Annotated in this window: 23 protein-coding genes; 14 read left to right on the plus strand and 9 right to left on the minus strand. The window is 34.9% G+C overall.

What is annotated here, in order from left to right:
• Positions 1-13: 13 nt before the first annotated feature.
• A complete protein-coding gene (locus ACEN92_RS06025; protein WP_495641467.1) occupies positions 14-1,051 on the minus strand; it encodes a hypothetical protein in 1,038 nt (345 codons plus the stop codon).
• Between the two features lie 251 nt (positions 1,052-1,302).
• On the opposite strand from ACEN92_RS06025, the gene xth reads away from it, so the two are divergent.
• Together xth and ACEN92_RS06035 are read left to right on the plus strand one after the other, a co-directional pair.
• The gene (gene xth, locus ACEN92_RS06030; protein ID WP_495641468.1) at positions 1,303-2,079 is read left to right on the plus strand and encodes an exodeoxyribonuclease III; all 777 of its coding nucleotides are present in this window, start codon (positions 1,303-1,305) and stop codon (positions 2,077-2,079) included.
• Between the two features lie 33 nt (positions 2,080-2,112).
• Positions 2,113-2,619: a DNA-deoxyinosine glycosylase gene (locus tag ACEN92_RS06035; RefSeq protein WP_495641469.1), complete on the plus strand. Its 507-nt coding sequence runs from the start codon at positions 2,113-2,115 to the stop codon at positions 2,617-2,619.
• A gap of 112 nt (positions 2,620-2,731) precedes the next feature.
• Here ACEN92_RS06035 and ACEN92_RS06040 read toward each other — a convergent pair whose 3' ends face one another.
• Positions 2,732-3,346 (minus strand): YciE/YciF ferroxidase family protein, encoded by a 615-nt coding sequence (locus tag ACEN92_RS06040; RefSeq protein WP_495641470.1) that lies wholly within the window; start codon positions 3,344-3,346, stop codon positions 2,732-2,734.
• A 312-nt stretch (positions 3,347-3,658) separates the two neighbouring features.
• Between ACEN92_RS06040 and ACEN92_RS06045 the strand changes: the two genes are divergently transcribed.
• From ACEN92_RS06045 to ACEN92_RS06070, 6 genes are all read left to right on the plus strand, one after another.
• Positions 3,659-4,063, plus strand: a complete 405-nt coding sequence (locus tag ACEN92_RS06045; RefSeq protein WP_495641471.1) for a response regulator — start codon at positions 3,659-3,661, stop codon at positions 4,061-4,063.
• Between the two features lie 51 nt (positions 4,064-4,114).
• Entirely contained in the window at positions 4,115-5,716 is a 1,602-nt protein-coding gene (locus ACEN92_RS06050) for a sensor histidine kinase (protein ID WP_495641472.1), read from the plus strand.
• A 174-nt stretch (positions 5,717-5,890) separates the two neighbouring features.
• Positions 5,891-6,691, plus strand: coding sequence for an SDR family NAD(P)-dependent oxidoreductase (locus tag ACEN92_RS06055; RefSeq protein ID WP_495641473.1), 801 nt, complete (start codon positions 5,891-5,893; stop codon positions 6,689-6,691).
• A gap of 133 nt (positions 6,692-6,824) precedes the next feature.
• A complete protein-coding gene (locus ACEN92_RS06060) occupies positions 6,825-7,571 on the plus strand; it encodes a DUF72 domain-containing protein (protein WP_495641474.1) in 747 nt (248 codons plus the stop codon).
• Between the two features lie 184 nt (positions 7,572-7,755).
• Positions 7,756-9,336: an FAD-dependent oxidoreductase gene (locus ACEN92_RS06065; RefSeq protein ID WP_495641475.1), complete on the plus strand. Its 1,581-nt coding sequence runs from the start codon at positions 7,756-7,758 to the stop codon at positions 9,334-9,336.
• 224 nt (positions 9,337-9,560) lie between these two features.
• Entirely contained in the window at positions 9,561-10,319 is a 759-nt protein-coding gene (locus ACEN92_RS06070) for an SDR family oxidoreductase (RefSeq protein ID WP_495641476.1), read from the plus strand.
• 108 nt (positions 10,320-10,427) lie between these two features.
• On the opposite strand, the gene ACEN92_RS06075 is transcribed toward ACEN92_RS06070, so the two are convergent.
• Positions 10,428-10,553, minus strand: coding sequence for a hypothetical protein (locus ACEN92_RS06075; RefSeq protein WP_495641477.1), 126 nt, complete (start codon positions 10,551-10,553; stop codon positions 10,428-10,430).
• A 385-nt stretch (positions 10,554-10,938) separates the two neighbouring features.
• On the opposite strand from ACEN92_RS06075, the gene ACEN92_RS06080 reads away from it, so the two are divergent.
• The 5 genes from ACEN92_RS06080 to ACEN92_RS06100 all read left to right on the plus strand — a co-directional run bounded on the left by ACEN92_RS06080 (position 10,939) and on the right by ACEN92_RS06100 (position 14,453).
• A complete protein-coding gene (locus tag ACEN92_RS06080; protein ID WP_495641478.1) occupies positions 10,939-11,385 on the plus strand; it encodes a response regulator in 447 nt (148 codons plus the stop codon).
• A 10-nt stretch (positions 11,386-11,395) separates the two neighbouring features.
• Complete coding sequence (locus ACEN92_RS06085; protein ID WP_495641479.1) at positions 11,396-13,165, plus strand: ATP-binding protein; 1,770 nt, start codon at positions 11,396-11,398, stop codon at positions 13,163-13,165.
• Between the two features lie 65 nt (positions 13,166-13,230).
• Positions 13,231-13,662 carry a DUF2383 domain-containing protein gene (locus ACEN92_RS06090; protein ID WP_495641480.1) on the plus strand — a complete coding sequence of 144 codons (432 nt, stop codon included), beginning with the start codon at positions 13,231-13,233 and terminating at the stop codon, positions 13,660-13,662.
• A gap of 128 nt (positions 13,663-13,790) precedes the next feature.
• Positions 13,791-14,186 carry a hypothetical protein gene (locus ACEN92_RS06095; protein ID WP_495641481.1) on the plus strand — a complete coding sequence of 132 codons (396 nt, stop codon included), beginning with the start codon at positions 13,791-13,793 and terminating at the stop codon, positions 14,184-14,186.
• Between the two features lie 36 nt (positions 14,187-14,222).
• Positions 14,223-14,453 (plus strand): YtxH domain-containing protein, encoded by a 231-nt coding sequence (locus ACEN92_RS06100; RefSeq protein ID WP_495641482.1) that lies wholly within the window; start codon positions 14,223-14,225, stop codon positions 14,451-14,453.
• Between the two features lie 279 nt (positions 14,454-14,732).
• On the opposite strand, the gene ACEN92_RS06105 is transcribed toward ACEN92_RS06100, so the two are convergent.
• Together ACEN92_RS06105 and ACEN92_RS06110 are read right to left on the minus strand one after the other, a co-directional pair.
• Positions 14,733-15,389, minus strand: coding sequence for a DUF6766 family protein (locus ACEN92_RS06105; protein WP_495641483.1), 657 nt, complete (start codon positions 15,387-15,389; stop codon positions 14,733-14,735).
• Between the two features lie 89 nt (positions 15,390-15,478).
• Positions 15,479-16,045: a YciE/YciF ferroxidase family protein gene (locus ACEN92_RS06110; protein ID WP_495641484.1), complete on the minus strand. Its 567-nt coding sequence runs from the start codon at positions 16,043-16,045 to the stop codon at positions 15,479-15,481.
• Between the two features lie 334 nt (positions 16,046-16,379).
• On the opposite strand from ACEN92_RS06110, the gene ACEN92_RS06115 reads away from it, so the two are divergent.
• A complete protein-coding gene (locus ACEN92_RS06115) occupies positions 16,380-17,096 on the plus strand; it encodes a YqjF family protein (protein ID WP_495641485.1) in 717 nt (238 codons plus the stop codon).
• A gap of 102 nt (positions 17,097-17,198) precedes the next feature.
• Here ACEN92_RS06115 and ACEN92_RS06120 read toward each other — a convergent pair whose 3' ends face one another.
• From ACEN92_RS06120 to ACEN92_RS06135, 4 genes are all read right to left on the minus strand, one after another.
• Positions 17,199-17,546, minus strand: a complete 348-nt coding sequence (locus ACEN92_RS06120; RefSeq protein WP_495641486.1) for a hypothetical protein — start codon at positions 17,544-17,546, stop codon at positions 17,199-17,201.
• 104 nt (positions 17,547-17,650) lie between these two features.
• Positions 17,651-18,652, minus strand: a complete 1,002-nt coding sequence (locus ACEN92_RS06125) for a chemotaxis protein CheB (RefSeq protein ID WP_495641487.1) — start codon at positions 18,650-18,652, stop codon at positions 17,651-17,653.
• Between the two features lie 80 nt (positions 18,653-18,732).
• On the minus strand, positions 18,733-19,314 hold the full coding sequence (locus ACEN92_RS06130; RefSeq protein ID WP_495641488.1) for a YciE/YciF ferroxidase family protein: 582 nt from the start codon (positions 19,312-19,314) through the stop codon (positions 18,733-18,735).
• Between the two features lie 33 nt (positions 19,315-19,347).
• Positions 19,348-21,501 carry a catalase gene (locus ACEN92_RS06135; RefSeq protein WP_495641489.1) on the minus strand — a complete coding sequence of 718 codons (2,154 nt, stop codon included), beginning with the start codon at positions 21,499-21,501 and terminating at the stop codon, positions 19,348-19,350.
• Between the last annotated feature and the right edge of the window lie 5 nt (positions 21,502-21,506).

The following is a 21,506-nucleotide window of genomic DNA, read 5'->3' on the forward strand; positions in this document are numbered from 1 at the left end:
AGTTGTTTTTAAGTTATTGTATCTGATACCAGTTGGTATTATCACTCTGTACTTCTACACTGCTTGCTGCAGCAATAGTGGTTACAGTAGCCCCGGCTAAATTAATATAACTGCCTATGGTTTTTGCACCAACTGTATTATTGACAATGGTGTAAACTCTCCCGGTTAATCCTGAGTTAGCAGCTGGCAACGTAACGGTAAAAGCAGACCCAAGCGGAATGATTGCTGTTTTATGGCTCACAGTTAATGTTAAATTTCCGGAAATAACCGTGATACTGGTGGCAATACTGCCATTTACATGTAAGGTGGAACTTACTCCGGTACCGGTCCAGATACCAAAAAAACCGTTAGAATGAAACCTGGCATATTCAGTAAAAGCGGTTGCAGTGGTATATTTACCAAAAGCGAGATGAGCTGAAGCAGCATTTGCTGTAAATAAACGCAATGCAGGAGATGTACCAGTCTGGCCAGTTGAAGCCTGCTCCATACCATACACATCACCATTACCATCATTATACGATGCTACAATCCCCTTTCGTGTGTCTTTGGCGTATCCAAACCAATTTGAAAATTCAACTCTTCCTGTACCTGAAAAAGTAAGAGTATTAGATCCCAGTGCAACAGTACGATTACCTGTCAGGGTACCATCACTGTTGTACAGATTGGATGTTGATACTGTCGATGATCCCATTGTAGTTTTCCACGCGCTGTTGGTATAAACAAAACCTATGGACTGGGCATTAGGAATTGTCGTTCCTGAAAACGTTGCGCCAAAACCACCAGTAGTATTATTGGAAATGATTAATAAATGTCCACTGATAGTCGGAACAAATGCCGTTACCGCTACAGTACCCGTAGCAGTACCCGTAATATTGGCCAGTGAAGTATCTGTATTAATGTTCACTGCATTAGAAGCCACTGCAAAGCTTGTTTCTCTGTGCGTAACTGCACCATTTACATCTAAAGTTGTTCTGGGATCGGTAGTGTTTATGCCTATCTGGGCAAAGGACAAACAAGGAATAAAAAACAGAAGTATAATTTTATTTTTCATTTTAGTCATCTTTTCATTAAATATTTTTTAAGCACATCTTTAACTCAATAATTTCAAAAATCGATTGTCATAAAAACTTCAAATCAAAACAGCGACCATGGCTATTTAATTGATTTCTATATCCTTTCAAATTTAAGGAAAAAAAATTGTTATATGCTTTTTTAATTTTTTTAGTTTAAATGCAGTTCCTTTAGTGCAGGACTGCCAAAGATAATTTGTAACTTAGAATTTAAATCAATTATCAATGCATTATGAAAATAGCTACTTATAATGTCAATGGAATCAACGGCCGTATAAATGTGTTACTTCGGTGGCTTGGAGAAGCGGCTCCGGATATTGTCTGCCTTCAGGAATTAAAAGCCCCACAGGACAAGTTTCCGGAAAAAGTTATTGCCGATGCAGGTTACAATGCGATATGGCATGGGCAGAAACAATGGAATGGCGTCGCTATTCTGGCCCGAAATATGGAGATAGAAGAAGTCACACGAACACTTCCCGGTGATCAGGAAGATATCCAGAGCCGCTATATTGAAGCTCTTGTAAACGGAATTGTTATCGCCTGCCTGTACCTGCCAAACGGTAATCCTGCACCCGGTCCAAAATTAGAGTATAAACTGAAGTGGTTTCAAAGATTGTCTAATCGGGCAGCAATGCTTTTGAGCTTAAAGACACCTGTGATTCTCGTTGGTGATTATAATGTAATGCCAACAGAACTCGATGTCTACAAACCTGAACGATGGATTGATGATGCTCTTTTCAGGCCTGAAGTCCGTAAGGCTTTTAAGGATATTGTATCCCAGGGATGGACAGATGCCATTCGTAAATTATACCCAACTGAAAAAATCTATACCTTTTGGGATTATTTCAGAAATGCCTATCAACGGGACGCAGGTCTTAGAATTGATCATTTCCTGCTAAGTCCGCAAATAGCAGAGAAGTTACTTTCCGGAGGAGTCGATCGTCATGTGCGCGGATGGGAAAAAACAAGCGACCATGCTCCCGTATGGATCGAAATTGATTCAGAATAAATGAACGGAGCCTTAAAAATATAAACTTTTATAATGTATAAAAAAGCCCTACAGCCATTTATAGATGATTCCAGCAAAGTACTTATTCTTGGAACTATGCCTGGTGACCAGTCTATTGCCAAACAGCAGCATTACGGAAATAATGGAAACCATTTCTGGAAAATAGTATTCACAATTTTTAACGAAAAATTCAGTGAGTCGTATGAGGATCGAAAGGCTTTACTAAAAAAACATCATATTGCTTTATGGCATGTACTGAGCAGCTGCAAAAGAGAAGGAAGCAGTGATTCTAAAATTACAAATGAAACCGTTAATGATTTTGTAAGTCTTCATATTAGATATCCAAACATTAAACATGTATTCTTCGAAAGTAAATCTGCTGCCAAATTCTTCCACAAATACATTACACCTCATCCCGGTATATCTTATTGTACACTTCCATCAACAAGTGGTTTATATGCAGGAATTTCACTCCCCGAAAAAATTGAAAACTGGAAAATATTGGCTGAAGTAGTCAGAACCAATGAAAAGGATAAATAAACTTTTATAAGTCAAAAATTGGCAGAACTATTTGTAGTATCTATCTAAAATAAAAAAACCTGCAGCATAACATATACACCACAGGCTTTCTAACAAAACTCAGTCTTAACTTCTAAGCTTCATTACTATCTTCTTCAGCTGCATCAAAATTAATCGTATTATAAGCCGCTTCTGTAAGCAGGTTATCTGCCTCTTTCTCTTCTGCCAGGGTTTGCTCCAGTAATAATACTACATCATCCTCGCCTAATGTCTGTGCAAATGCGGCTAATGTACCGTATGTCGCAATTTCATAATGCTCAATTTTTTGGGAAGCTGCAATGATACCGGCATCACGTACTGGTCCAACTTCTGTTTCTTCCATAATGCTTTCACCTTCTTTTATCAGGCCTTCCATCGCATCACATTTTTTGGCTACTGCTTTTTCACCTATAGATGTAAACACTTTTTCAAGTCTTGTAACTTGTTCTTCTGTTACTGCAAGGTGATCGTTAATAGCAGAAATAAGATTATCCGATGTAGCATTTTTTGCCATTTTTGGAAGTGCTTTTACCAGTGCTTTTTCTGCCCAGTAGATGTCTTTTAGAGAATCTACAAATAATTCTCTTAATCCTTCTGCTGCGCTTGATTTTGCTGTAGTCGCCCCTTTGCTGTTTGTTTTTTTTGCAGTGGTAGCTGCTTTCGTTTTAGAACCTGTTGTACTGTTTGTATTTTTTGTTGCAGTTTTCATGATATTTTTTTTATAATTTGTATTTCAAATTTATAGAACAAATTCTGTATGCTTTTTACAGAATTAATTATCAAGCTTATAGGATTTACATCTTCATTAAATATTGGATTAATTTAAACTCTGTTTTTGCTGTTCATCATTTAAAAAACATATTTTCTTTATTCTTCTATACAAATCATTAAATCTATTTCCGAAAGAAATTTCGTTATTAAAATCTGACGTCAAATAATCATAAAGCAAATTAAAATAATTGGTATAGTTTATTACGATTGTTTATATTTGTTTTTCTCAAACTAATGCTACTAACCGATTATGAAGTGTTTTTTAATTGACGATGACGAAGACGACAGAGAAATTTTTTCGTTAGCCCTTAGCACAGCCAATTCATCTTCTACCTATATAACAGCCATAAATGGCGAGGATGCATTACGTATTCTGGAAGAACAGCCGGACTATGTTCCTGATTTTATTTTTTTAGATCTCAATATGCCTTTTATGGACGGACGGTCTTGTCTGAAAGCATTAAGAAAAATACCCAGATTACAAGATGTTCCTATAATAATATTTACTACGTCTTCATATACAAAAGATATCGAAGATACTTTAAGGCTTGGTGCCTCTCATTACCTTATAAAACCTACAAGCCTCAATAGTCTGGTGGCAATACTTATTTCTTTTTTTGAAGGCAATCGTACTGCCTATCAATTAAATTCTTAGTTTAAATTTGTTTTTTTTTTTAATTGGCTTATCTTTATCAGTATGACAATTATGAACACAACACATATAGTGGATTATAACTCACTGCAACTGCTGGAAGCCCTGCCTGCAGCGGTTTATACTTGTGATTTACAAGGAAAAATTACGTTTTTTAATCAGGCAGCTGCAGATTTATGGGGACGCCGCCCTGAAATAGGCAAGGATATGTGGTGTGGTTCCTGGAAAATCTATAATCCTGACGGAACAGTTTTAGACCTGGATAAATGTCCTATGGCAATTACTTTGAAGGAAGGCAGAGCTGTTAAAGGTGTTGAAATTATTATTGAAAAGCCCAATGGCATCCGTGTACATGTTCTGCCCTATCCCAGCCCCATTTTGAATAATGACGGAAAAATAGTAGGCGCCCTGAATATGCTTGTTGATATATCTGAAAAACAGGAACGGGATCAACATCTTATACAGAGTCAAAACAGCTATAAAAATTTATCCGAACAATTAGAAGAAAAAGTTACTGAAAGAACTCTGAACCTTCAAAAAAGTGAAGACCGCTATCATAAAATGGTGGAAGAGGTAGAAGATTATGCCATCCTGCTGCTTGATCCTGACGGCAATGTACAAAATTGGAATTTAGGAGCGCAAAAAATAAAGGGATATACTGAAAAAGAGATTATTGGTAAAAATTTCAGTGTGTTTTATCTTCCTGAAGACAGAGAAAAAAAACTGCCGCAAACACTTATTAATCGGGCGGCACGCGAAGGAAAAGCCATGCACGAAGGCTGGAGGCTTAAGAAGAATGGAGAAAGATTTTGGGGCTTCGTAGTTCTCACAGCGCTGCATGATGATGAGGGTACTATTATCGGATTTTCTAAGGTAACGAGAGATCTTACCGAAAGGAAATTATTTGAAGATCAATTAAAGGAAAATGCCCGGAATATAGAATTTCGAAATAAACAGCTTGAAGAGTATGCCCATATTGCCTCGCATGATCTTCAGGAGCCATTACGGAAGATACGGATTTTTGCAGAAATGCTCTCACATAAAATTAAAGATGAAGACGCTTTACGGGACATCCGAAAGATTGAATCATCGGCTTCAAGAATGACAATGCTTATCAAGGATGTTCTCGCCTACTCCGAAATCGCACAAGGCGAACAGATATTTGCTCCAACTGACCTGAATGAAGTATTGAGTAATGTTAAGGAAGATTGTGAACTTTGGATCCTGGAAAAGAATATCACAATCGAGCACACACCACTTCCGGTTATTAATGCTATTCCGATTCAAATGCATCAGTTATTTTCCAATCTTATTACAAATGCATTAAAATATTCTAATCAGGGAGGAACTATTTCTGTATTAGGCAAAATCATATACGCAGCTGATGCAAGAAAACTCAAACTAAAGGAGAACACAAATTACCTACAGCTAATTTTCCGTGATAATGGCGTTGGTTTTGATTCAAAATATAGTGATCAGGTTTTTAAATTATTCCAAAGATTAAACAGCTCTCAGCAGGGAACTGGGATAGGTCTGGCACTATGCAAAAAAATTATCGAAAACCATAGTGGCCTCATTACAGTAAAAAGTGAAGCGGGAATTGGTACAGAATTCCTTATTTACCTTCCTTTAGACTATGACGTCAATAACTTTTGATTATCAATTAATTACATAGATTAATATTCTCAATTAATACTCAACATTCCACATAACATTGTGAACAGGTAAATAATATAACCTCAGCGTTAAATTATATAAGAATTTATAAAATGCCGAATCTAATTTTAGAATGTACATTTTATATCCTTGTTCAATTAAAAAACAATTGTTATGGAAAACAATCAGCAATACGTCCTTATTACGGGCGCAACAGAAGGAATTGGTTATGAACTGGCAAAATTATTCGCAAAAGACAACTACAATCTTATTATTGTTGCCAGAAACCACTATGAACTTGATACCGCAGCAAAAGAACTGAAGCAATCCGGAATTGAAGTGATTACGTTTACAAAAGATCTTTTTAAAAGAGAAGAGACTTTGGCTTTATGTCAGGAACTGCAGGAAAAAAATATCGAGGTAAATATATTAGTCAATAATGCAGGTCAGGGTGTGTATGGACTTTTTAAAGATACAGATCTTGATCGTGAACTTGATATCATTGAACTGAATATTACCGCTACGATTATACTGACGAAACACTTTTTGAAGGGAATGTTACTGCGAAATGAAGGCAAAATCCTCAATTTAGCTTCAATTGCAAGTAAGTTTCCGGGACCCTGGCAATCTGTTTATCATGGCACAAAAGCCTTTGTACTCTCTTTCTCTGAAGCACTGCGATCTGAATTAAAAGATACCAATATAACTGTAACAGCACTCATGCCAGGTCCTACCAATACCGACTTTTTTAACAAAGCCAATATGTTGAACAGTAAGGAAGTCCAGGATAAGGATTCCCTTTCATCACCTGCAGATGTTGCCAGAGACGGCTATAAGGCACTTATGAAGGGAAAAGACAAAATCGTATCCGGATTTACAAATAAAATGAAAGTAGGCATGAGTAATATACTCCCTGACAGTACGAATGCTGAAATGATAAAAAAACAACAAGAACCCGTTCATGAAGGTGAATAATTTCTTTAAAAAATTGATAAAATCATAATCAAGCATGTTTGTTAGTTGTTTCTGCTTCTAAAATCAGGGATAGAAACAAGTAATATATTTTAAGCACCCGGGAGTTACAATTTCACAAAATAAATTATCGCTTATGTTGAGTAAAACTAAGAATAAGTCCGGTAATATTTATATTGGAACATCAGGCTGGTCTTATAAACACTGGAAAGGAACTTTTTATCCTGATAATTTAAAAACAAAAGGACATTTTCAATATTATCTGCAGTATTTCGATACTGTAGAAATAAATAATTCCTTTTACCGATTGCCTTCCAAAGAAGTATTTGAAAGTTGGAGAAAAGCTGTTCCTGAAAATTTTATATATGTGGTCAAGGCAAACCGCTTTATAACCCATATGAAAAAACTTAAAGATCCGGCAGAAAGCCTTTCTGAATTTTTGGAGAATGTTTCGGCTTTAAAAAATACTTTAGGACCAATATTGTTTCAGCTGCCTCCCGGCTGGGAAATTAACATTGAAAGATTGCATATTTTTTTAAAGGCTTTACCATCACACCTTAGGTATGTGTTTGAATTCAGAAATCAGACATGGTACACTGAAGAGGTTTATAATTTGCTCAGGGAATTTAATTGCGCCTTTTGTATTTATGAATTAGACAGGCATTTAACTCCTTTTGTTATAACTTCTGATTTTGTATATGTCAGGCTTCATGGACCGGGAAATAAATATCAGGGAAATTATGATGAATCTTCACTGCAGAAATGGGCCGATCAAATTAAGTCCTGGTCAGTAAATAAAGATGTTTTTATCTATTTTGACAATGATGAAAAAGCATATGCCGCATTCAACGCAATCCGATTAAAAGAATTAGTTAGTTTATAAGTGTTCTGCCCTATGAATCAACTATTTAATATGTTTCAGTTAATCCAAAAAATATAACTGGCAATCCTATAAAATTATAGACTAAAGTTGTAAGCTTTCAGATTATTTGGTTAATAATTTTGATAAGCTCATTTTGATACTTCATCAAAAGGTATATTTCTCCCAACTATAAAAATTTATTATTATGGATGATTTGAAAAACAAATTGAATGACGGAACCATAACTTCAGGAGATAATGTTTCGTTTTGGATTGATTCTGCTTCACTTATATCCTGCAATAAACCGGATCGGGACATAGAGACCGAAGTTCTAATAATTGGAGGTGGTATTGCAGGTCTTACAACAGCTTACAATCTACTGCAAAAAGGAAAAAAAGTTGTGCTTGTTGAAGATGGTTTTATCGGAAGCGGTGAAACAGGAAGAACAACTGCTCATTTAACGAATGCTCTTGACGATCGTTATTATTACATTGAAAGTATCTTAGGAAAAGAAGCCGCAGCACTTGCAGCTGAAAGTCATACTGCAGCAATTGATGAAATCGAGAAAAATGTTACCAGTTTAGGCATCGATTGCTCGTTTAAAAGAGTAAATGGATATTTGTTTTTGCATCCTAATGACAAAGAGAAAAATTTGGACAAAGAATATGATGCTACTCAAAGAGCCGGTCTGCAAACCCTATTATTGCAAAACACTCCTTTTATAGCCAATGGAGAAGGGATGAGATGCATTGAATATAGAAATCAGGCACAGTTTCATATCCTGCATTACCTCAAAGGATTAGCCGATGCTATCACAAATCTAGGCGGAATTATCTATACAGAAGCCCATGCTCAAAATATTTCTGTAAAAGGAGCTGAAGTAAATGGATTTACCTTTTCTGCCCAACATATAGTGGTAGCCACCAATACACCAATTAATGACCGGGTTACAATGCATACCAAACAGCATGCCTACAGGACTTATGTAATTGCAGGTAAGATCCCAAAAGGATCATTGCCATTTGCTTTGTGGTGGGATACGGGAGATCTGGATTCTAAGTGGGTTTCGCAGCCTTATCATTATGTTCGTCTGGAAAACTTTGATGACAAATATGATTTACTTATTGCAGGAGGAGAAGATCATAAAACAGGTCAGGCAGATGAGGAAGATATTCCTGAAATTACAAGATATGACAATCTTGAAATATGGACAAGAAAACATTTTCCTATGCTTGATGAAATTACGTATCGCTGGTCCGGCCAGGTAATGGAGCCTGTTGATTCACTTGGTTTTATGGGGAAAAATCCCGGTGACGATAATATCTATATCATCACAGGAGACTCCGGTAACGGAATGACACATACTACTATAGGTGCCATGATTATCAGTGACATTATTACCGGCAGGAAAAACAAATGGGAGGATTTATACGACCCAACAAGAATTACTTTAAGAGCTTCGGTTGATTTTTTAAAAGAAGCGGGAAATATGGCTGTACAATATCTGGATTGGGTAAAAGCAACAGATTTAGAAAATACTGCTGACTTACCGGCGGGCGAAGGAGGCATACTCACTTCAGGGCTTAAGAAAATTGCAGTATATCGTGATTATGACAATACATTGAGTGCTTTTTCTGCTGTATGCCCACACTTAGGCTGCATCGTGAAATGGAACTCTGACGAAAAATCTTTTGATTGTCCATGCCATGGTTCAAGATTCGCAGCTGACGGTACCGTAACTAATGGTCCTGCCCTGACCAATTTATCAAAAATCCATATAAAATAACAAAAAATAAAGCATGTGGAAGTTCCGTCCAAAACTGACAAGGTAATGGCTGTATAAAATTTTGAAGAACAATTTGCCATAAATCAGGTTCAACACCTAAGACATAAAAGCAGGATTGCAAAATAGGATTTCTGAACTTTTGTATGACGGTCTGACTGGCAACATCATGCTTTTCTCTGTTATTTTAGTATAACATTTTTACATAACTCAAAAAAAAAATAAACATGAAAAATTTATCAGACTATTTTGGGGAAAACATCAAAGACAAACGCATTGTTATTACCGGAGGTACTACCGGTATCGGAAAAGCAATTGCTGATTTACTGGTTTCACTTGGTGGCCGTGTACTTATTTTTGGAAGAAATCCGGAGGATTTTAGAAAGGCCATCAACGATATCAAAACTCAATTTCCTGAATGCGAAATCTATGGTACTCCTGCCGATGTTACAAAAAAAGAAGATATCCAAATGATTTTTAAAATGGTTGATGAATCCCTTGGCGGAATAGACATCCTGATCAACAATGCGGCATTGTCTGTCGATGGAATTACAAATTCTAATTTAGAAGATTGGACATATGCATTAGAGACTAATATTATGGGATATCTTACCTTTTCACAAGAAGCGGTTTCAAGAATGTCGGTCCAAAAATCAGGACATATTATCAACATTGGCTCCATGAGTGCTGAAACTCGTGAAGAAACCAGTACCATTTATGTCGCAACAAAAACAGCCATAAGAGGCTTTAGTGCCGCACTCCGAAAAGAAATCAATCCGCTGGGAATTAAGGTTTCACTTATAGAACCAGGTGCAGTAACGAGTGATATGCAGCCAGGTACAAAAGAAGAACATCAGGAAAAAATAGATAAAATGGAAATGCTCGAAGCAACGGATATTGCTATGAGTGTTTTATTTTGTTTGTCGCAGCATGAAAGATGTGATATTGTAAGTATGCAGATACGGCCACATTTGCAGATTATATAAAAGAAATTACTTTTATAAAGCTTATGTATAAAATCTAAAAGCGTGCTGTTTACAATTAAACAGCACGCTTTTATCTTTAGCTTCGCTTTTATAATTTAAAGCAAAAAATTAGTGACTTCCTCTTTCTTTTGATCCTGTAGATTTATTGTCACTTTTTCCTCTTGAACCAGAATCTGATTTTTGAGTTTTACTACTTTTCATTCCTGATTTTGAATCTTTTTTTGAAGTTTCCATAGTATTGTTATTTTAAAATTAAGAACACAATTTCTGAAAATTACTCCCTTTTTTGTTACAACTTTTCCCTTATTTATTACAATATTTTCAACTACAGTACTTAGAATAATATAAAAATGAATGTGAATTTTGTAAATACATATCAGAATATATAATAAAATTTGTACTAATAATTCTTATCTAAAGACCCCAGATTAGTTCTATAATCAATTTTAACAAAACTGATAGTTTTGGAAATATATAAGAATAAATAAAATACAGCAGACAGTATTTTAAAAGCAGCAAGTTGAAAATAGAAAACAGGTATTTCGCCTCTATACTTGTTACAATTGATACCTACACAATAGAAACTTAATTAGTTTATCATTATTAAAAAATTACGAAAATGTCAAACATTACTATGCAGGTACTTTTAGCTGATGATGATCAGGATGACAGACTTTTCTTTTCAGATGCTTTTGACGATTTGCCGTTAAAAATTAAGCTAAAAATAGTCAATGATGGTGAAGAACTTATGAAGTATCTTAAAACACCCAATATAACATTGCCGAGTGTGGTTTTTTTGGATTTAAACATGCCTCGTAAAAATGGAATTGATTGTTTAAAAGAGATCCGGAGTAATGAAACGCTTAAGGATTTATCAGTAGCAATATATTCTACTTCTTCCAGTCCCGAAGATATACAGAACGCATTTGTTCTGGGAGCCAATATTTATATCAAAAAACCTAACAATTTTGATACTTTAAAAAAGGTTCTTTATAAAGTAGTCACAATAAATTGGCAATATCATATTTGTGATCTCAACAGGGAAACTTTTTTATTAACGCTATAAAAAAAAATTAATGGACGTGCTTAATACTAATAAAAAAGAATCTGTACTCACTTTCGTATTTATAATTGCCCTGATTACCTTGTTTGTCCTTGTCGCTATTTCATACCAGAAAACAATGGTAAACATTGAAAGTGAAAATACAATGATTCAGTCTTATAATGTACATCTGTCGACTATTCGCCTTGTTTCAAATATAAATGAAACAGAAGTAAAACAACGTGATTTTATTGACGCAAAAGACAGCACGTCCTTATCTGAATACAATCTGGCAGTACAAAAACTTCAGGATTCTTATGATGATCTTAAAGCAAAACTGAAAACAAATTCTGTACAGCAAAAAAATCTGGATACTTTAAAAAATTATATCAATCAAAAATTCGAATTATTGAATCCTAAAATGATTGATGATCCAACAGATCTCACCGTTTTTAAAAATAAGGCAGAACAAAATAAAAACATCCTTAAAGCATTATTACTTCATGCAAATAAAATGGCCGGCATGGAAATTTTCACGCTTTACAATAAAGAAGTCACTCATTTGCAAGACAGGACACTGCCGCCGTTTTACTTTTTATGCACAGCATTATTTACAATTTTAGTATTTAGCATCTCGTACTGGAAGATCCAATCCGGTTACAGCAAATTAAAGAAAGCCAATAACGAATTAACAGTCAACAAAATAATCTATGAATACTCCGAAGAAATTGGGGGACTGAGTCATTTTTACAACGATATTAATTCCGATAAAGTAGTTTTTTCAAAAAATGGTTATAAAATGCTTGGCTGTTCTTTTGGAGAATTTGATTCATTTACAAAGTTTACTGAATTTATTCATCCTGATGACCGTCATTTGGCGCATGATTTACGCCAAAAGATAATTTCGGGTAAAGATGTTTTTGTAAATTATTTTCGTATTATTCGAAAAGACGGAACCATCCTCCATTTAAAAGCTACAGGAAAAGTTATTTCAGATTCCTTTGATAAAAAAATTCTTATTGGAATTTATGCAGATGTAACAGATGAATTTAAAAGAGGCAAGGAACTGGAAGAGAAAATTTTTGACCTCGAAATTTCAAATAAAGAACTTTCTGCATTTAATTATGTGGCAAGCCATGACTTACAGGAGCCATTACGCAAGGTACAGCTATTCATCTCCAGAATAAGGACTACACATTTTGAATCCTTTCCACAAACGCTAAAGGATTCATTCACCAGAATAGAGGTTGCTGCCAACAGGATGGAAAAACTTATTAATGATTTACTGCTGTTTTCCCGTTCAAATAAATTAAACAAGGACGTGGAAAAAACAAATCTTAATGAAATTCTTGAAAATACCATTCAGGAATTTGATGAAAGCTTAAGCGAAAAAAAAGCACAAATATCCGGCGGTGTTCTACCAACTATTGAAGCAATTCCGTTTCAGATACAGCAGCTTTTCAATAATATAATAAGTAATTGCATAAAATATGCTAAAAAAAATGTTCCGCTTATTATTTCGATTACAACAAAAATAGTTTCCGGGGATGATATTCCCCGACTAAGAAATAAAACACTGAAATATTATCAGATTTCCTTTGCTGATAACGGAATTGGGTTTAATCAGGAACATACCGAAAGTATTTTTACCATATTTAGCCGTCTTCACGATGAAAGTGAATATACGGGAACGGGAATTGGTCTTGCCATCTGCAGAAAAATAACAGATAATCATAAAGGATCAATAGATGCTACAGGGATACCAGGAGTTGGCGCCACTTTTAATGTCTATTTCCCCGTATAAAAAAGATATACCATGAATAAAGCTTGATTCAACAATAAAATGTGTAACTAAAATGAAAATGATTTATGGAAAATTTAAAAGAAACACTAAAAACACTAAAAGATATTATTTTTATCCTTCAGGATAGTAATGACAGCTATCAAAATGCTGCAGAAGTCGCAGACAATCCTTCTATGAAAGACTATTTATTAATAAATTCCCGGGAACGTGCATTTTATTTATTACAGCTGCAGGATGAAATGGAGAAATTGGGGCATCCGTACAATGATTCGGGATATTATATACACAAGACCTGGAATAGTTTTAAAAATGCTTTTACTTTCAATACTTTTCTTTGTAAGTGTATACAAACCGAAGAAAAATTGAGAAGCAAATATTTAGCATCTTTAAAAGAAGCCAAATTTTATTCGTCCCTGTCCTTAGTGCTGCAAAATCAACTTTCAGGCATTGAAAAAACACTGATGGACATGAAAAATTACCAATTGCAAATGAATTAACACACTCCTCAATTTAAAATTGTGTAAGATTTTAAAAAAAAATTGTAACATTTTTAAAGCATTTTTATACAAATTTGAAAATGTAAAATACTTTTTTTTAAGCATAATCAATTTTAAGTCAGACAGCTATGGACAATTTAAAAAATCAGGAAGAAAATGATTTTGGTATAGATGCAAACCAAAAATCATATGACTGCAGCAGACCTCATAATGATACTACTGCTAATGAGAATGAAGCCCTTGATGAGCAATTTACAAGTGGTGAAGATCCGGATACCAACTTACGCTATAAGCAAAATGCAATGAAAAATGATGCTTCGGAGTTAATAGAAAGCGGACTGAATCTGGCGGAGGATAATACTCCTTACCCTGAACGCGATGACACAAATCCTTATGACAGCTACAATCTGGACAATGAAGATGAGATATATCAGAATAATAATGAAAACAATGAAGAAAACTATTCTGAAGATCGATTTAAGGATAATCAGATTAGTTCGGACTCAATATTAGCAACAGATTAAATTATTTCAATTAATTATTCACATAAATTTTAAACCATGGAAAATAAAAAAACAATATGCGCTTTCTTCGCAGGAGCAGCGATAGGAGCAGCATTGGGCGTGTTATACGCTCCTGAAAAAGGAGAAGATATAAGAAGTAAAATAGCTGATTTGAAATCAGATTATTTAGGCAGCTTAAAAAGCAAAGTAAATGAATTTACGGGAAAAACCTCCGGCTCCGGCAATACAGATTCTGATACAGGTACAGATACAAACCAAACGGTTTAATAATTTCAAAGAACCTAGAGTATATATCCATAAAAATCCGTTGTAAATTACCATCAATTTACAACGGATTTTTTTGCATAAATTAAAAATTATGAAATTAATAAGTCAGTTAAGTACTGCCATTCAATACAAAAACACGAAACCCCTTTTAGCAGTAATCACTAAAAGAGGTTTCCGAATCAACACTATAAATAAGCACAAACAATTTGGGATTATTTTAATATTTTTCACAATAAAATTACTTTTCACCTATATTTTGTCATGAGTTTAAAATGAAGATTATGAACCGGTTTCATCAAATGAAGCATCAACAGGTTTGGATTGTGATGATCCTTTTTGCCTTAACCATATCGAAAGCAATACAATGGCAAGCACGGATAAAAACTCACTTTGCCAGTTCTGAAATGATTCGAACCAAAAGCGGGAATCAGTTATATACTCTCCTGCATTTTCTAGTGGCTTGCCCTTAATTGCCAATTGCTCATTCTCATCCTTAAGGCTTCCATAAAAATGTATACAGAAAGAAATCAGAAAAAATGTAGTTAATGCAATAGTCAGCGAATATTTATAAATACTTAAAATCCATCCTCCTTTTTTCACCGGCCATGGTGCATCTTTCTTATTTGGGTCGGGTTCACGGTCTGTTTCTTCTTCCTTGTCAAAATCTTTAGATTCAGAAGATCCTTTTTGTTCTAAAAATATGGTAAATACAACAAATAGAGCCATCTGCAAAAACTCGCTTTCCCAGTTTTCGAAGGTAGCCTGAATGAAATGCCCCGAACTCAAATACGGAAACAAATCAATTACTGCGGCACCTTCTTCTGCGCGTTCTTTATTATATTCTGCAAAACCAAAATAAATCTGGCCCGCTATCGATAACACAAACAAGAGAAAAAAAGCAATTGACAATCCGTTATTCCTAATAAAGTTTTTCATAAATACTTAATTTTAATTATCAGATAATTCAAAAAAAATACCCGAAGAAAAATCGAATCATCAGGTATTTTTATCACACATAGTAATTATTAACCTAAGATTTCATCATTTGCTGCGTCAAAATTAATGGTGTTATAAGCTGATTCAGTCAGTATGATATCCGCTTGTTTTTCTTCAGCAAGAGTTTCCATAAGCAAATCGGCTACTTTTTCTTCTCCTAAAGTCTGAGCAAAAGCAACGAGTGTTCCGTAAGAAGCAATTTCATAATGCTCAATTTTTTGTGAAGCTGCAATAATACCCGCATCACGTACAGGTCCTTGTTCAGTATCTTCAAGTACACCTTCTCCTTCTTTAATAAGACCTTCCATTGCTTCACATTTTTTACCCCTTGCTGTTTCACCAACAATTTCAAAGATTTTTTGTAATCTTTCAACTTGCCCTTCTGTAACAGTAACATGATCATCAATTGCAGTAATCAGATTTGGCGATGTAGAATTTTTGGCCATTTTAGGCAACGCTTTAACCAAAGCTCTTTCTGCCCACAGAATATCTTTCAGTTGGTCTACAAATAATTCTCTAAGCCCATCTGCTGCAGTTGATTTGGCTTTTGTCTTAGATTGTCTCTTTTTTGCTGTTGTTGTCGCTGTATTTTTCATTATGATAGTATTAATTGAATGTTGCTTTAATGTTTACCAAGTTAAATGTTACTTAAAATTATTTTAATTTATCTATATGGTTTTTATATTATTATGCTGTAATACTTACATAATTCAACTTTGTTAATTGGATATAAGCATCAAAAATGGTATGGCAGAATCTTATTTTTGGAATTTTATGAAGCAGAAACTACATTAAATCATATAAAATCCTAATCATAATTCTGTAAAAAAACGTCCCATTTTTGCTGTTAAATTTATACTCATTACTATTTTACCAAATCACATATCAAGCCCCATTTAAATATAATAATTAGTTCTAAAAACAAATAGTATGGATCTGAAAACAATTTTAGCAGATACTTCACAAAGAACCTATCCGCTGCCGGATGAAAATTGGAAATATTATCAGCAATGGCATAATACAACATTTTTGCATTGGAGTATTCCTGCAGAAAAAATTGCAGGGTTACTCCCACCAGGATTGCAGCTTGACACTTTTGAAGGCAATGCCTGGGTTTCGCTGGTAGAATTCGAAGTACAGAAAATGAAGGTCCGTTATCTTCCGCCTTTTCCTTATATTTCAAATTTCAGGGAAATAAATGTACGTACCTATGTGATCCATAAAGGAATTAGAGGTCTCTATTTATTTTCTATAGAAACAGATAAAATAATTGAAGTTTTATTTACGAGAGCTTTTATCGGACTTCCTTATGAAAAATCGCTCATTAAAAAATCTTCAGATAAAGTTTTGTCCGTTAATAATTATCATAACTATTTTCTGAATTATTCATTAACGCTGGTTGGTCTGCCTACTGTGAAATCAAAACTTGATTATTGGCTAACAGAACGCCATTGCTTATACAACTATCAAAATAATAAACTATATCGCCACGACATACATCATAAGGAATGGGAACTGGAAGAAATAGATATTTCAATTTCGGATGTCAACTATGATTTTAAAAATTTCTCCCTGAACATTAACCCTGATAAAATTCATTTTTCCAAAAAATTAGAAGTATTGTTGTGGAACAGAAAAATTGTTTAGCAAGAATTCATGCACAATCTCCAAAACACAAAAAACCTGTAACACACAATTGCATTACAGGTTTTTAGCGAATGAATAAATAACAAAAAGTAAAAGAGAAAATTATCTTTGTGTTCCTGAGCCTCCTGTTCCTGAACTTGAACCTCCTGAGCCTGTTCCTGTTCCTGAACCGTTGGTATTACCGTTATTATTAGTATTTCCTTTTTCAGTTGTACCTGCAGATCCGGAACCGGTTGTACCTTGTCCTGTAGCTCCCGTAGTACCGGTTGTACCGGAATTCACATTAGTAGTATCCGTGTTTGGACTTATACTGTCTGTGGTTGTCGTACTGGTTGTATCCGTATCATAAGCAGAAGTTTCAGAGTTGGTTGTATCTCTGTTTTTTTTACAGGAAACAGTTAATATTCCTGCCATCAATATCAAACCAATAAATTTAATTGACTTTTTCATAACATGTTTTTTATAATTAATAAACTATCTTAAATTCAAAAATATAGTAGATGGATAGCTTATTTTTATATAATTTTAATTGAGATTTATATTATTCCACCTTTCTATTCCGGAATCTTAGGATTCAGGTTATTAAAGAAAAGCAAAAATGACTTCAGTGAATTAATGTGCTGCTTAATTTGAGATATCCGTGTCTGATAATTTTTTGACATCAATTGGTCATCATTACGATTGGACATTAATTGCATCAGGTTTGCCTTTTCTTCGAGCATTCGAATAGATACCCAAAGTGATTCTTCTAATTTATAGTCCTGAATTTCATTAAGCACTTTTTCATTATATACATGACCGGTATAACATCTGTATCGATGCAATGGTTCATATTTTAATGTATAAAGTTCACCTCCACAATCCGGGCAGACAAAATCACTCTTTTCACCAATTTTTTTTAGATTGGAATCGCCTGTAAACATCTTTTCAACAATTTCAACCTCGATTTTTATTTCTTTTAAAATTGGGATTTTTGGAGGAAGCGGTACTGCCAAAAATGACATTATAGCTTCGGCTATTTCTGTTACAGGCAGAATATAATCAACCGCAATTTTATTTAAAACACTTTTTGGCATATCCGGAAAAGAAGCATCCGAAGGATCCTGAACAATGCATAATCCACCGCTTTTTTTAATAGCATACATCCCTGAAGTCCCATCATCCAACAGTCCTGTAAGTATTACTCCTATAACCCTGTTGGCATAATATACTGCTGCAGATCGAAAAAGAACATCAATTGCCGGACGGTATTTATTTTCATATGGGCCTTGTGTCAATACGATACTGTTTTCTTTTAACATCAGTTGCTGTCCTGCAGGTGCTAAATATAAAAATCCTTTTTCCAGAATCATTCCGTTTGAAGCAACTATACAGGTTAAGGAAGTGTAATTTTGTAAAATTGAAGTTATTATACCGCAATCTGAATTTGGAGAAACATGTAGAACAACTACAACAGCTGCATTAATATTTTTTGGAAGCCCGTTAATTACTTCCTTAATAGCCGTAATCCCTCCGGAAGATGCTCCTATTACAATTATATTTCTAATCTTTTTCATAAACTGAAATCCTAAACAACAGAATTAAAAAAACTCATAAAAACAGAATTAATATGAGTTTTTTTAATCTGCAAAAAAAATTAAATGATGTTGCCCATACAAGCACTAAAGTTGATTGAATTATAGGCAGTATCACTTAAAATCATATCTGCCTCTTTTTCTTCAGATAAAGTCTGACGCAACAATTTTGCTGCATCATTTTCTCCAAGAGTTACCGCAAATGCATATAACATACCGTAACTGGCTATTTCATAATGTTCAATTTTTTGTGATGCTCCTATAATGGCAGCATCACGAACAGGTCCGGCCTCTGTTTCTGACAGAATATTTTCTCCTTCTTTTATGAGTCCGGCCATAGCATCGCATTTTTTTCCTTCTGCCTCTTCATTTAAAAAATCAAAAATCCTTTCCAGCCTGGTTACCTGATTCTCAGTCACAAGAATGTGTTCCTTAATGGCAGCGGTAAGGCTTCCTGAACTGCTGTTTGCAGCCATTTTGGGTAAGGCTTTCAATAATGCATTTTCTGCCCAGTAAATATCTTTAAGACTTGTAAGAAACAATTCTCTCAAGTCTGAAGCTGCATCAGAGGATGCATCAACATAATACTCATTTTTGTTTATGTTAGCAGGCGTACCTGTTTTAATATTATCAGAATTTTTCATGATTGTTTATTTTAATTTTTAATATATTATTCATTACAATGCAGCTTCACGTTCCCAGTAACGGTGATTGCTCATTGCTGTAATAAATTCCATGGCAAAATCAGAGTCTCCGGCAGTATCACCAATAATAATTCCGTCATCATAAATACCTTCATCTTCCAGTTTTGCCTCACTAAGCAATTGAGTACCATTGGCTTCTGCTCCAATAATTTTACAATGTTTGTAAGCATCAGTAAGGAATTCAATGACATTTCTATTTTCCAGCAGACTAAAAGAAATTTGTCCATCCGGTATAAATACGGCATCAAATAATACGGATGAAGCCGTCAGAAAAGTATAATCTACCGGAATTAAAGCATCTGTATCAGAAGTAATAAAACCAAGATGCGGTGCTATTATGAATCCTTTTGCATCCAGTTTCAGCAATTCGTTTTTGAGATTCATTACCGAGATTTCACTTATCCCGTCATTACAAACAAAAGCAACTTTTCTTGATTCAATAGTTTGTGTTACAGTTGGATTGTTTATCATACTTAATGCATCCGAAGTTATAACCGGTTCTTCAACTTCCTTAGGTTCCTGTTTTCCGGGTACCGCATCTGCGCCAACACCTTTATTCATTGGTTTTTCAGGATTTTCAGGTACTATTGCCCCTAATGCCTCGCCTACTTTTTCGGCAAGCGTTGCATCAACCTGATTCAATAATCCAAGCATTCGTACCCTAATTGCTGTAGTTTCTACTTTTCCTAATTCAAAACTTAAAGCTCTGACAATATGATTTTGCTCTACGGTTGTCTGACTTAAATAAAACATACGGGCCTGAGTAAAGTGGTCTGAAAAGCTTTCGCTTCTCTCACGTACCTTATGTGCTTCAATACGTTCATTAAAACTGGTAAATCCTCCTTCTGAAACCATCGCCTGATACGGACATCCTCCTCCAAGTGAATTTGGATGATAACTTACCCTGCCTATATTAATTTCCTGGCGCATATGTCCGTCACGCTGATTATTATGGGTTGGCGAAATCGTTCTGTTAATAGGAATTTCATGAAAATTTGGACTTCCTAATCTCTTAAGTTGCGTATCAGTATAGGAGAAAAGTCTTCCCTGAAGTAAAGGATCATTGGTAAAATCGATTCCTGGCACTATATGCCCGGGGTGAAAAGCTATCTGCTCGGTTTCTGCGAAAAAATTATCAGGGTTTTTATTCAAAACCATTCTTCCGACGATGGTAACAGGAACCAGCTCTTCGGGTATCAGTTTGGTAGGATCCAGAAGGTCAAAATCAAAGTCATGTTCATCTGAATCCGGTATAATCTGAACACCCAGCTCCCATTCAGGAAAAATTCCCATGTCAATCGCCTGCCAAAGGTCTTCTCTGTGAAAATCCGGATTTTTACCTGATATTTTTTGTGCTTCATCCCACACAACAGCATGAGTTCCTAGTTTTGGTTTCCAATGAAATTTTACAAAGTGAGATTCATTTTCAGCATTTATAAAGCGAAAAGTATGAACTCCGAAGCCTTCCATCATTCTGTAACTTCTCGGAATTGCCCTGTCTGACATAAGCCACATAACCATATGCATCGATTCGGGCATAAGGGAAATAAAATCCCAAAAAGTATCATGGGCAGAGGCTGCCTGTGGCATTTCGTGATGCGGTTCAGGTTTTACGGCATGAACAAGATCAGGGAATTTATTGGCATCCTGAATAAAAAAGACCGGCATATTATTGCCTACCAAATCAAAAATTCCTTCCTGGGTATAAAATTTTACAGCGAATCCGCGGACATCCCTGGCCAAATCAGTAGAACCCCTAAATCCTGCGACAGTAGAGAATCTTACAAAAACCGGTGTCTTTTGACCTACTTCCTGCAAAAAGCCTGCTTTGGTAATTTCAGGTATTGGATTTGTTACTTCAAAAAAACCATGGGCACCCGAACCTCTTGCATGCACAATTCTTTCCGGAATGCGTTCATGATCAAAATGTGTCATTTTTTCGCGAAAAATAAAATCCTCCAATAAGGATGGACCTCTTTCTCCGGCTTTTAATAAATTATTATCATCATTGATCTTTACACCCTGATTTGTTGTCAGGAACTTATTTGTTCCATCAGATTTATCAAATTGTAAATCTTGCTGTTTTTCGTCCTGATGATTGGTAGACTTGGAATTTACTTTCTTCATAATAC

The sequence above is a fragment of the Flavobacterium sp. Flavsp81 genome (assembly GCF_059491325.1).

Excerpts from the sequence above, each read along its gene's own strand:
- ACEN92_RS06025 (WP_495641467.1), bottom strand. The coding sequence starts at position 1,051 with ATGAAAAATAAAATTATACTTCTGTTTTTTATTCCTTGTTTGTCCTTT.
- xth (WP_495641468.1), top strand. The coding sequence starts at position 1,303 with ATGAAAATAGCTACTTATAATGTCAATGGAATCAACGGCCGTATAAAT.
- ACEN92_RS06035 (WP_495641469.1), top strand. The coding sequence starts at position 2,113 with ATGTATAAAAAAGCCCTACAGCCATTTATAGATGATTCCAGCAAAGTA.
- ACEN92_RS06040 (WP_495641470.1), bottom strand. The coding sequence starts at position 3,346 with ATGAAAACTGCAACAAAAAATACAAACAGTACAACAGGTTCTAAAACG.
- ACEN92_RS06045 (WP_495641471.1), top strand. The coding sequence starts at position 3,659 with ATGAAGTGTTTTTTAATTGACGATGACGAAGACGACAGAGAAATTTTT.
- ACEN92_RS06050 (WP_495641472.1), top strand. The coding sequence starts at position 4,115 with ATGAACACAACACATATAGTGGATTATAACTCACTGCAACTGCTGGAA.
- ACEN92_RS06055 (WP_495641473.1), top strand. The coding sequence starts at position 5,891 with ATGGAAAACAATCAGCAATACGTCCTTATTACGGGCGCAACAGAAGGA.
- ACEN92_RS06060 (WP_495641474.1), top strand. The coding sequence starts at position 6,825 with ATGTTGAGTAAAACTAAGAATAAGTCCGGTAATATTTATATTGGAACA.
- ACEN92_RS06065 (WP_495641475.1), top strand. The coding sequence starts at position 7,756 with ATGGATGATTTGAAAAACAAATTGAATGACGGAACCATAACTTCAGGA.
- ACEN92_RS06070 (WP_495641476.1), top strand. The coding sequence starts at position 9,561 with ATGAAAAATTTATCAGACTATTTTGGGGAAAACATCAAAGACAAACGC.
- ACEN92_RS06075 (WP_495641477.1), bottom strand. The coding sequence starts at position 10,553 with ATGGAAACTTCAAAAAAAGATTCAAAATCAGGAATGAAAAGTAGTAAA.
- ACEN92_RS06080 (WP_495641478.1), top strand. The coding sequence starts at position 10,939 with ATGTCAAACATTACTATGCAGGTACTTTTAGCTGATGATGATCAGGAT.
- ACEN92_RS06085 (WP_495641479.1), top strand. The coding sequence starts at position 11,396 with ATGGACGTGCTTAATACTAATAAAAAAGAATCTGTACTCACTTTCGTA.
- ACEN92_RS06090 (WP_495641480.1), top strand. The coding sequence starts at position 13,231 with ATGGAAAATTTAAAAGAAACACTAAAAACACTAAAAGATATTATTTTT.
- ACEN92_RS06095 (WP_495641481.1), top strand. The coding sequence starts at position 13,791 with ATGGACAATTTAAAAAATCAGGAAGAAAATGATTTTGGTATAGATGCA.
- ACEN92_RS06100 (WP_495641482.1), top strand. The coding sequence starts at position 14,223 with ATGGAAAATAAAAAAACAATATGCGCTTTCTTCGCAGGAGCAGCGATA.
- ACEN92_RS06105 (WP_495641483.1), bottom strand. The coding sequence starts at position 15,389 with ATGAAAAACTTTATTAGGAATAACGGATTGTCAATTGCTTTTTTTCTC.
- ACEN92_RS06110 (WP_495641484.1), bottom strand. The coding sequence starts at position 16,045 with ATGAAAAATACAGCGACAACAACAGCAAAAAAGAGACAATCTAAGACA.
- ACEN92_RS06115 (WP_495641485.1), top strand. The coding sequence starts at position 16,380 with ATGGATCTGAAAACAATTTTAGCAGATACTTCACAAAGAACCTATCCG.
- ACEN92_RS06120 (WP_495641486.1), bottom strand. The coding sequence starts at position 17,546 with ATGAAAAAGTCAATTAAATTTATTGGTTTGATATTGATGGCAGGAATA.
- ACEN92_RS06125 (WP_495641487.1), bottom strand. The coding sequence starts at position 18,652 with ATGAAAAAGATTAGAAATATAATTGTAATAGGAGCATCTTCCGGAGGG.
- ACEN92_RS06130 (WP_495641488.1), bottom strand. The coding sequence starts at position 19,314 with ATGAAAAATTCTGATAATATTAAAACAGGTACGCCTGCTAACATAAAC.
- ACEN92_RS06135 (WP_495641489.1), bottom strand. The coding sequence starts at position 21,501 with ATGAAGAAAGTAAATTCCAAGTCTACCAATCATCAGGACGAAAAACAG.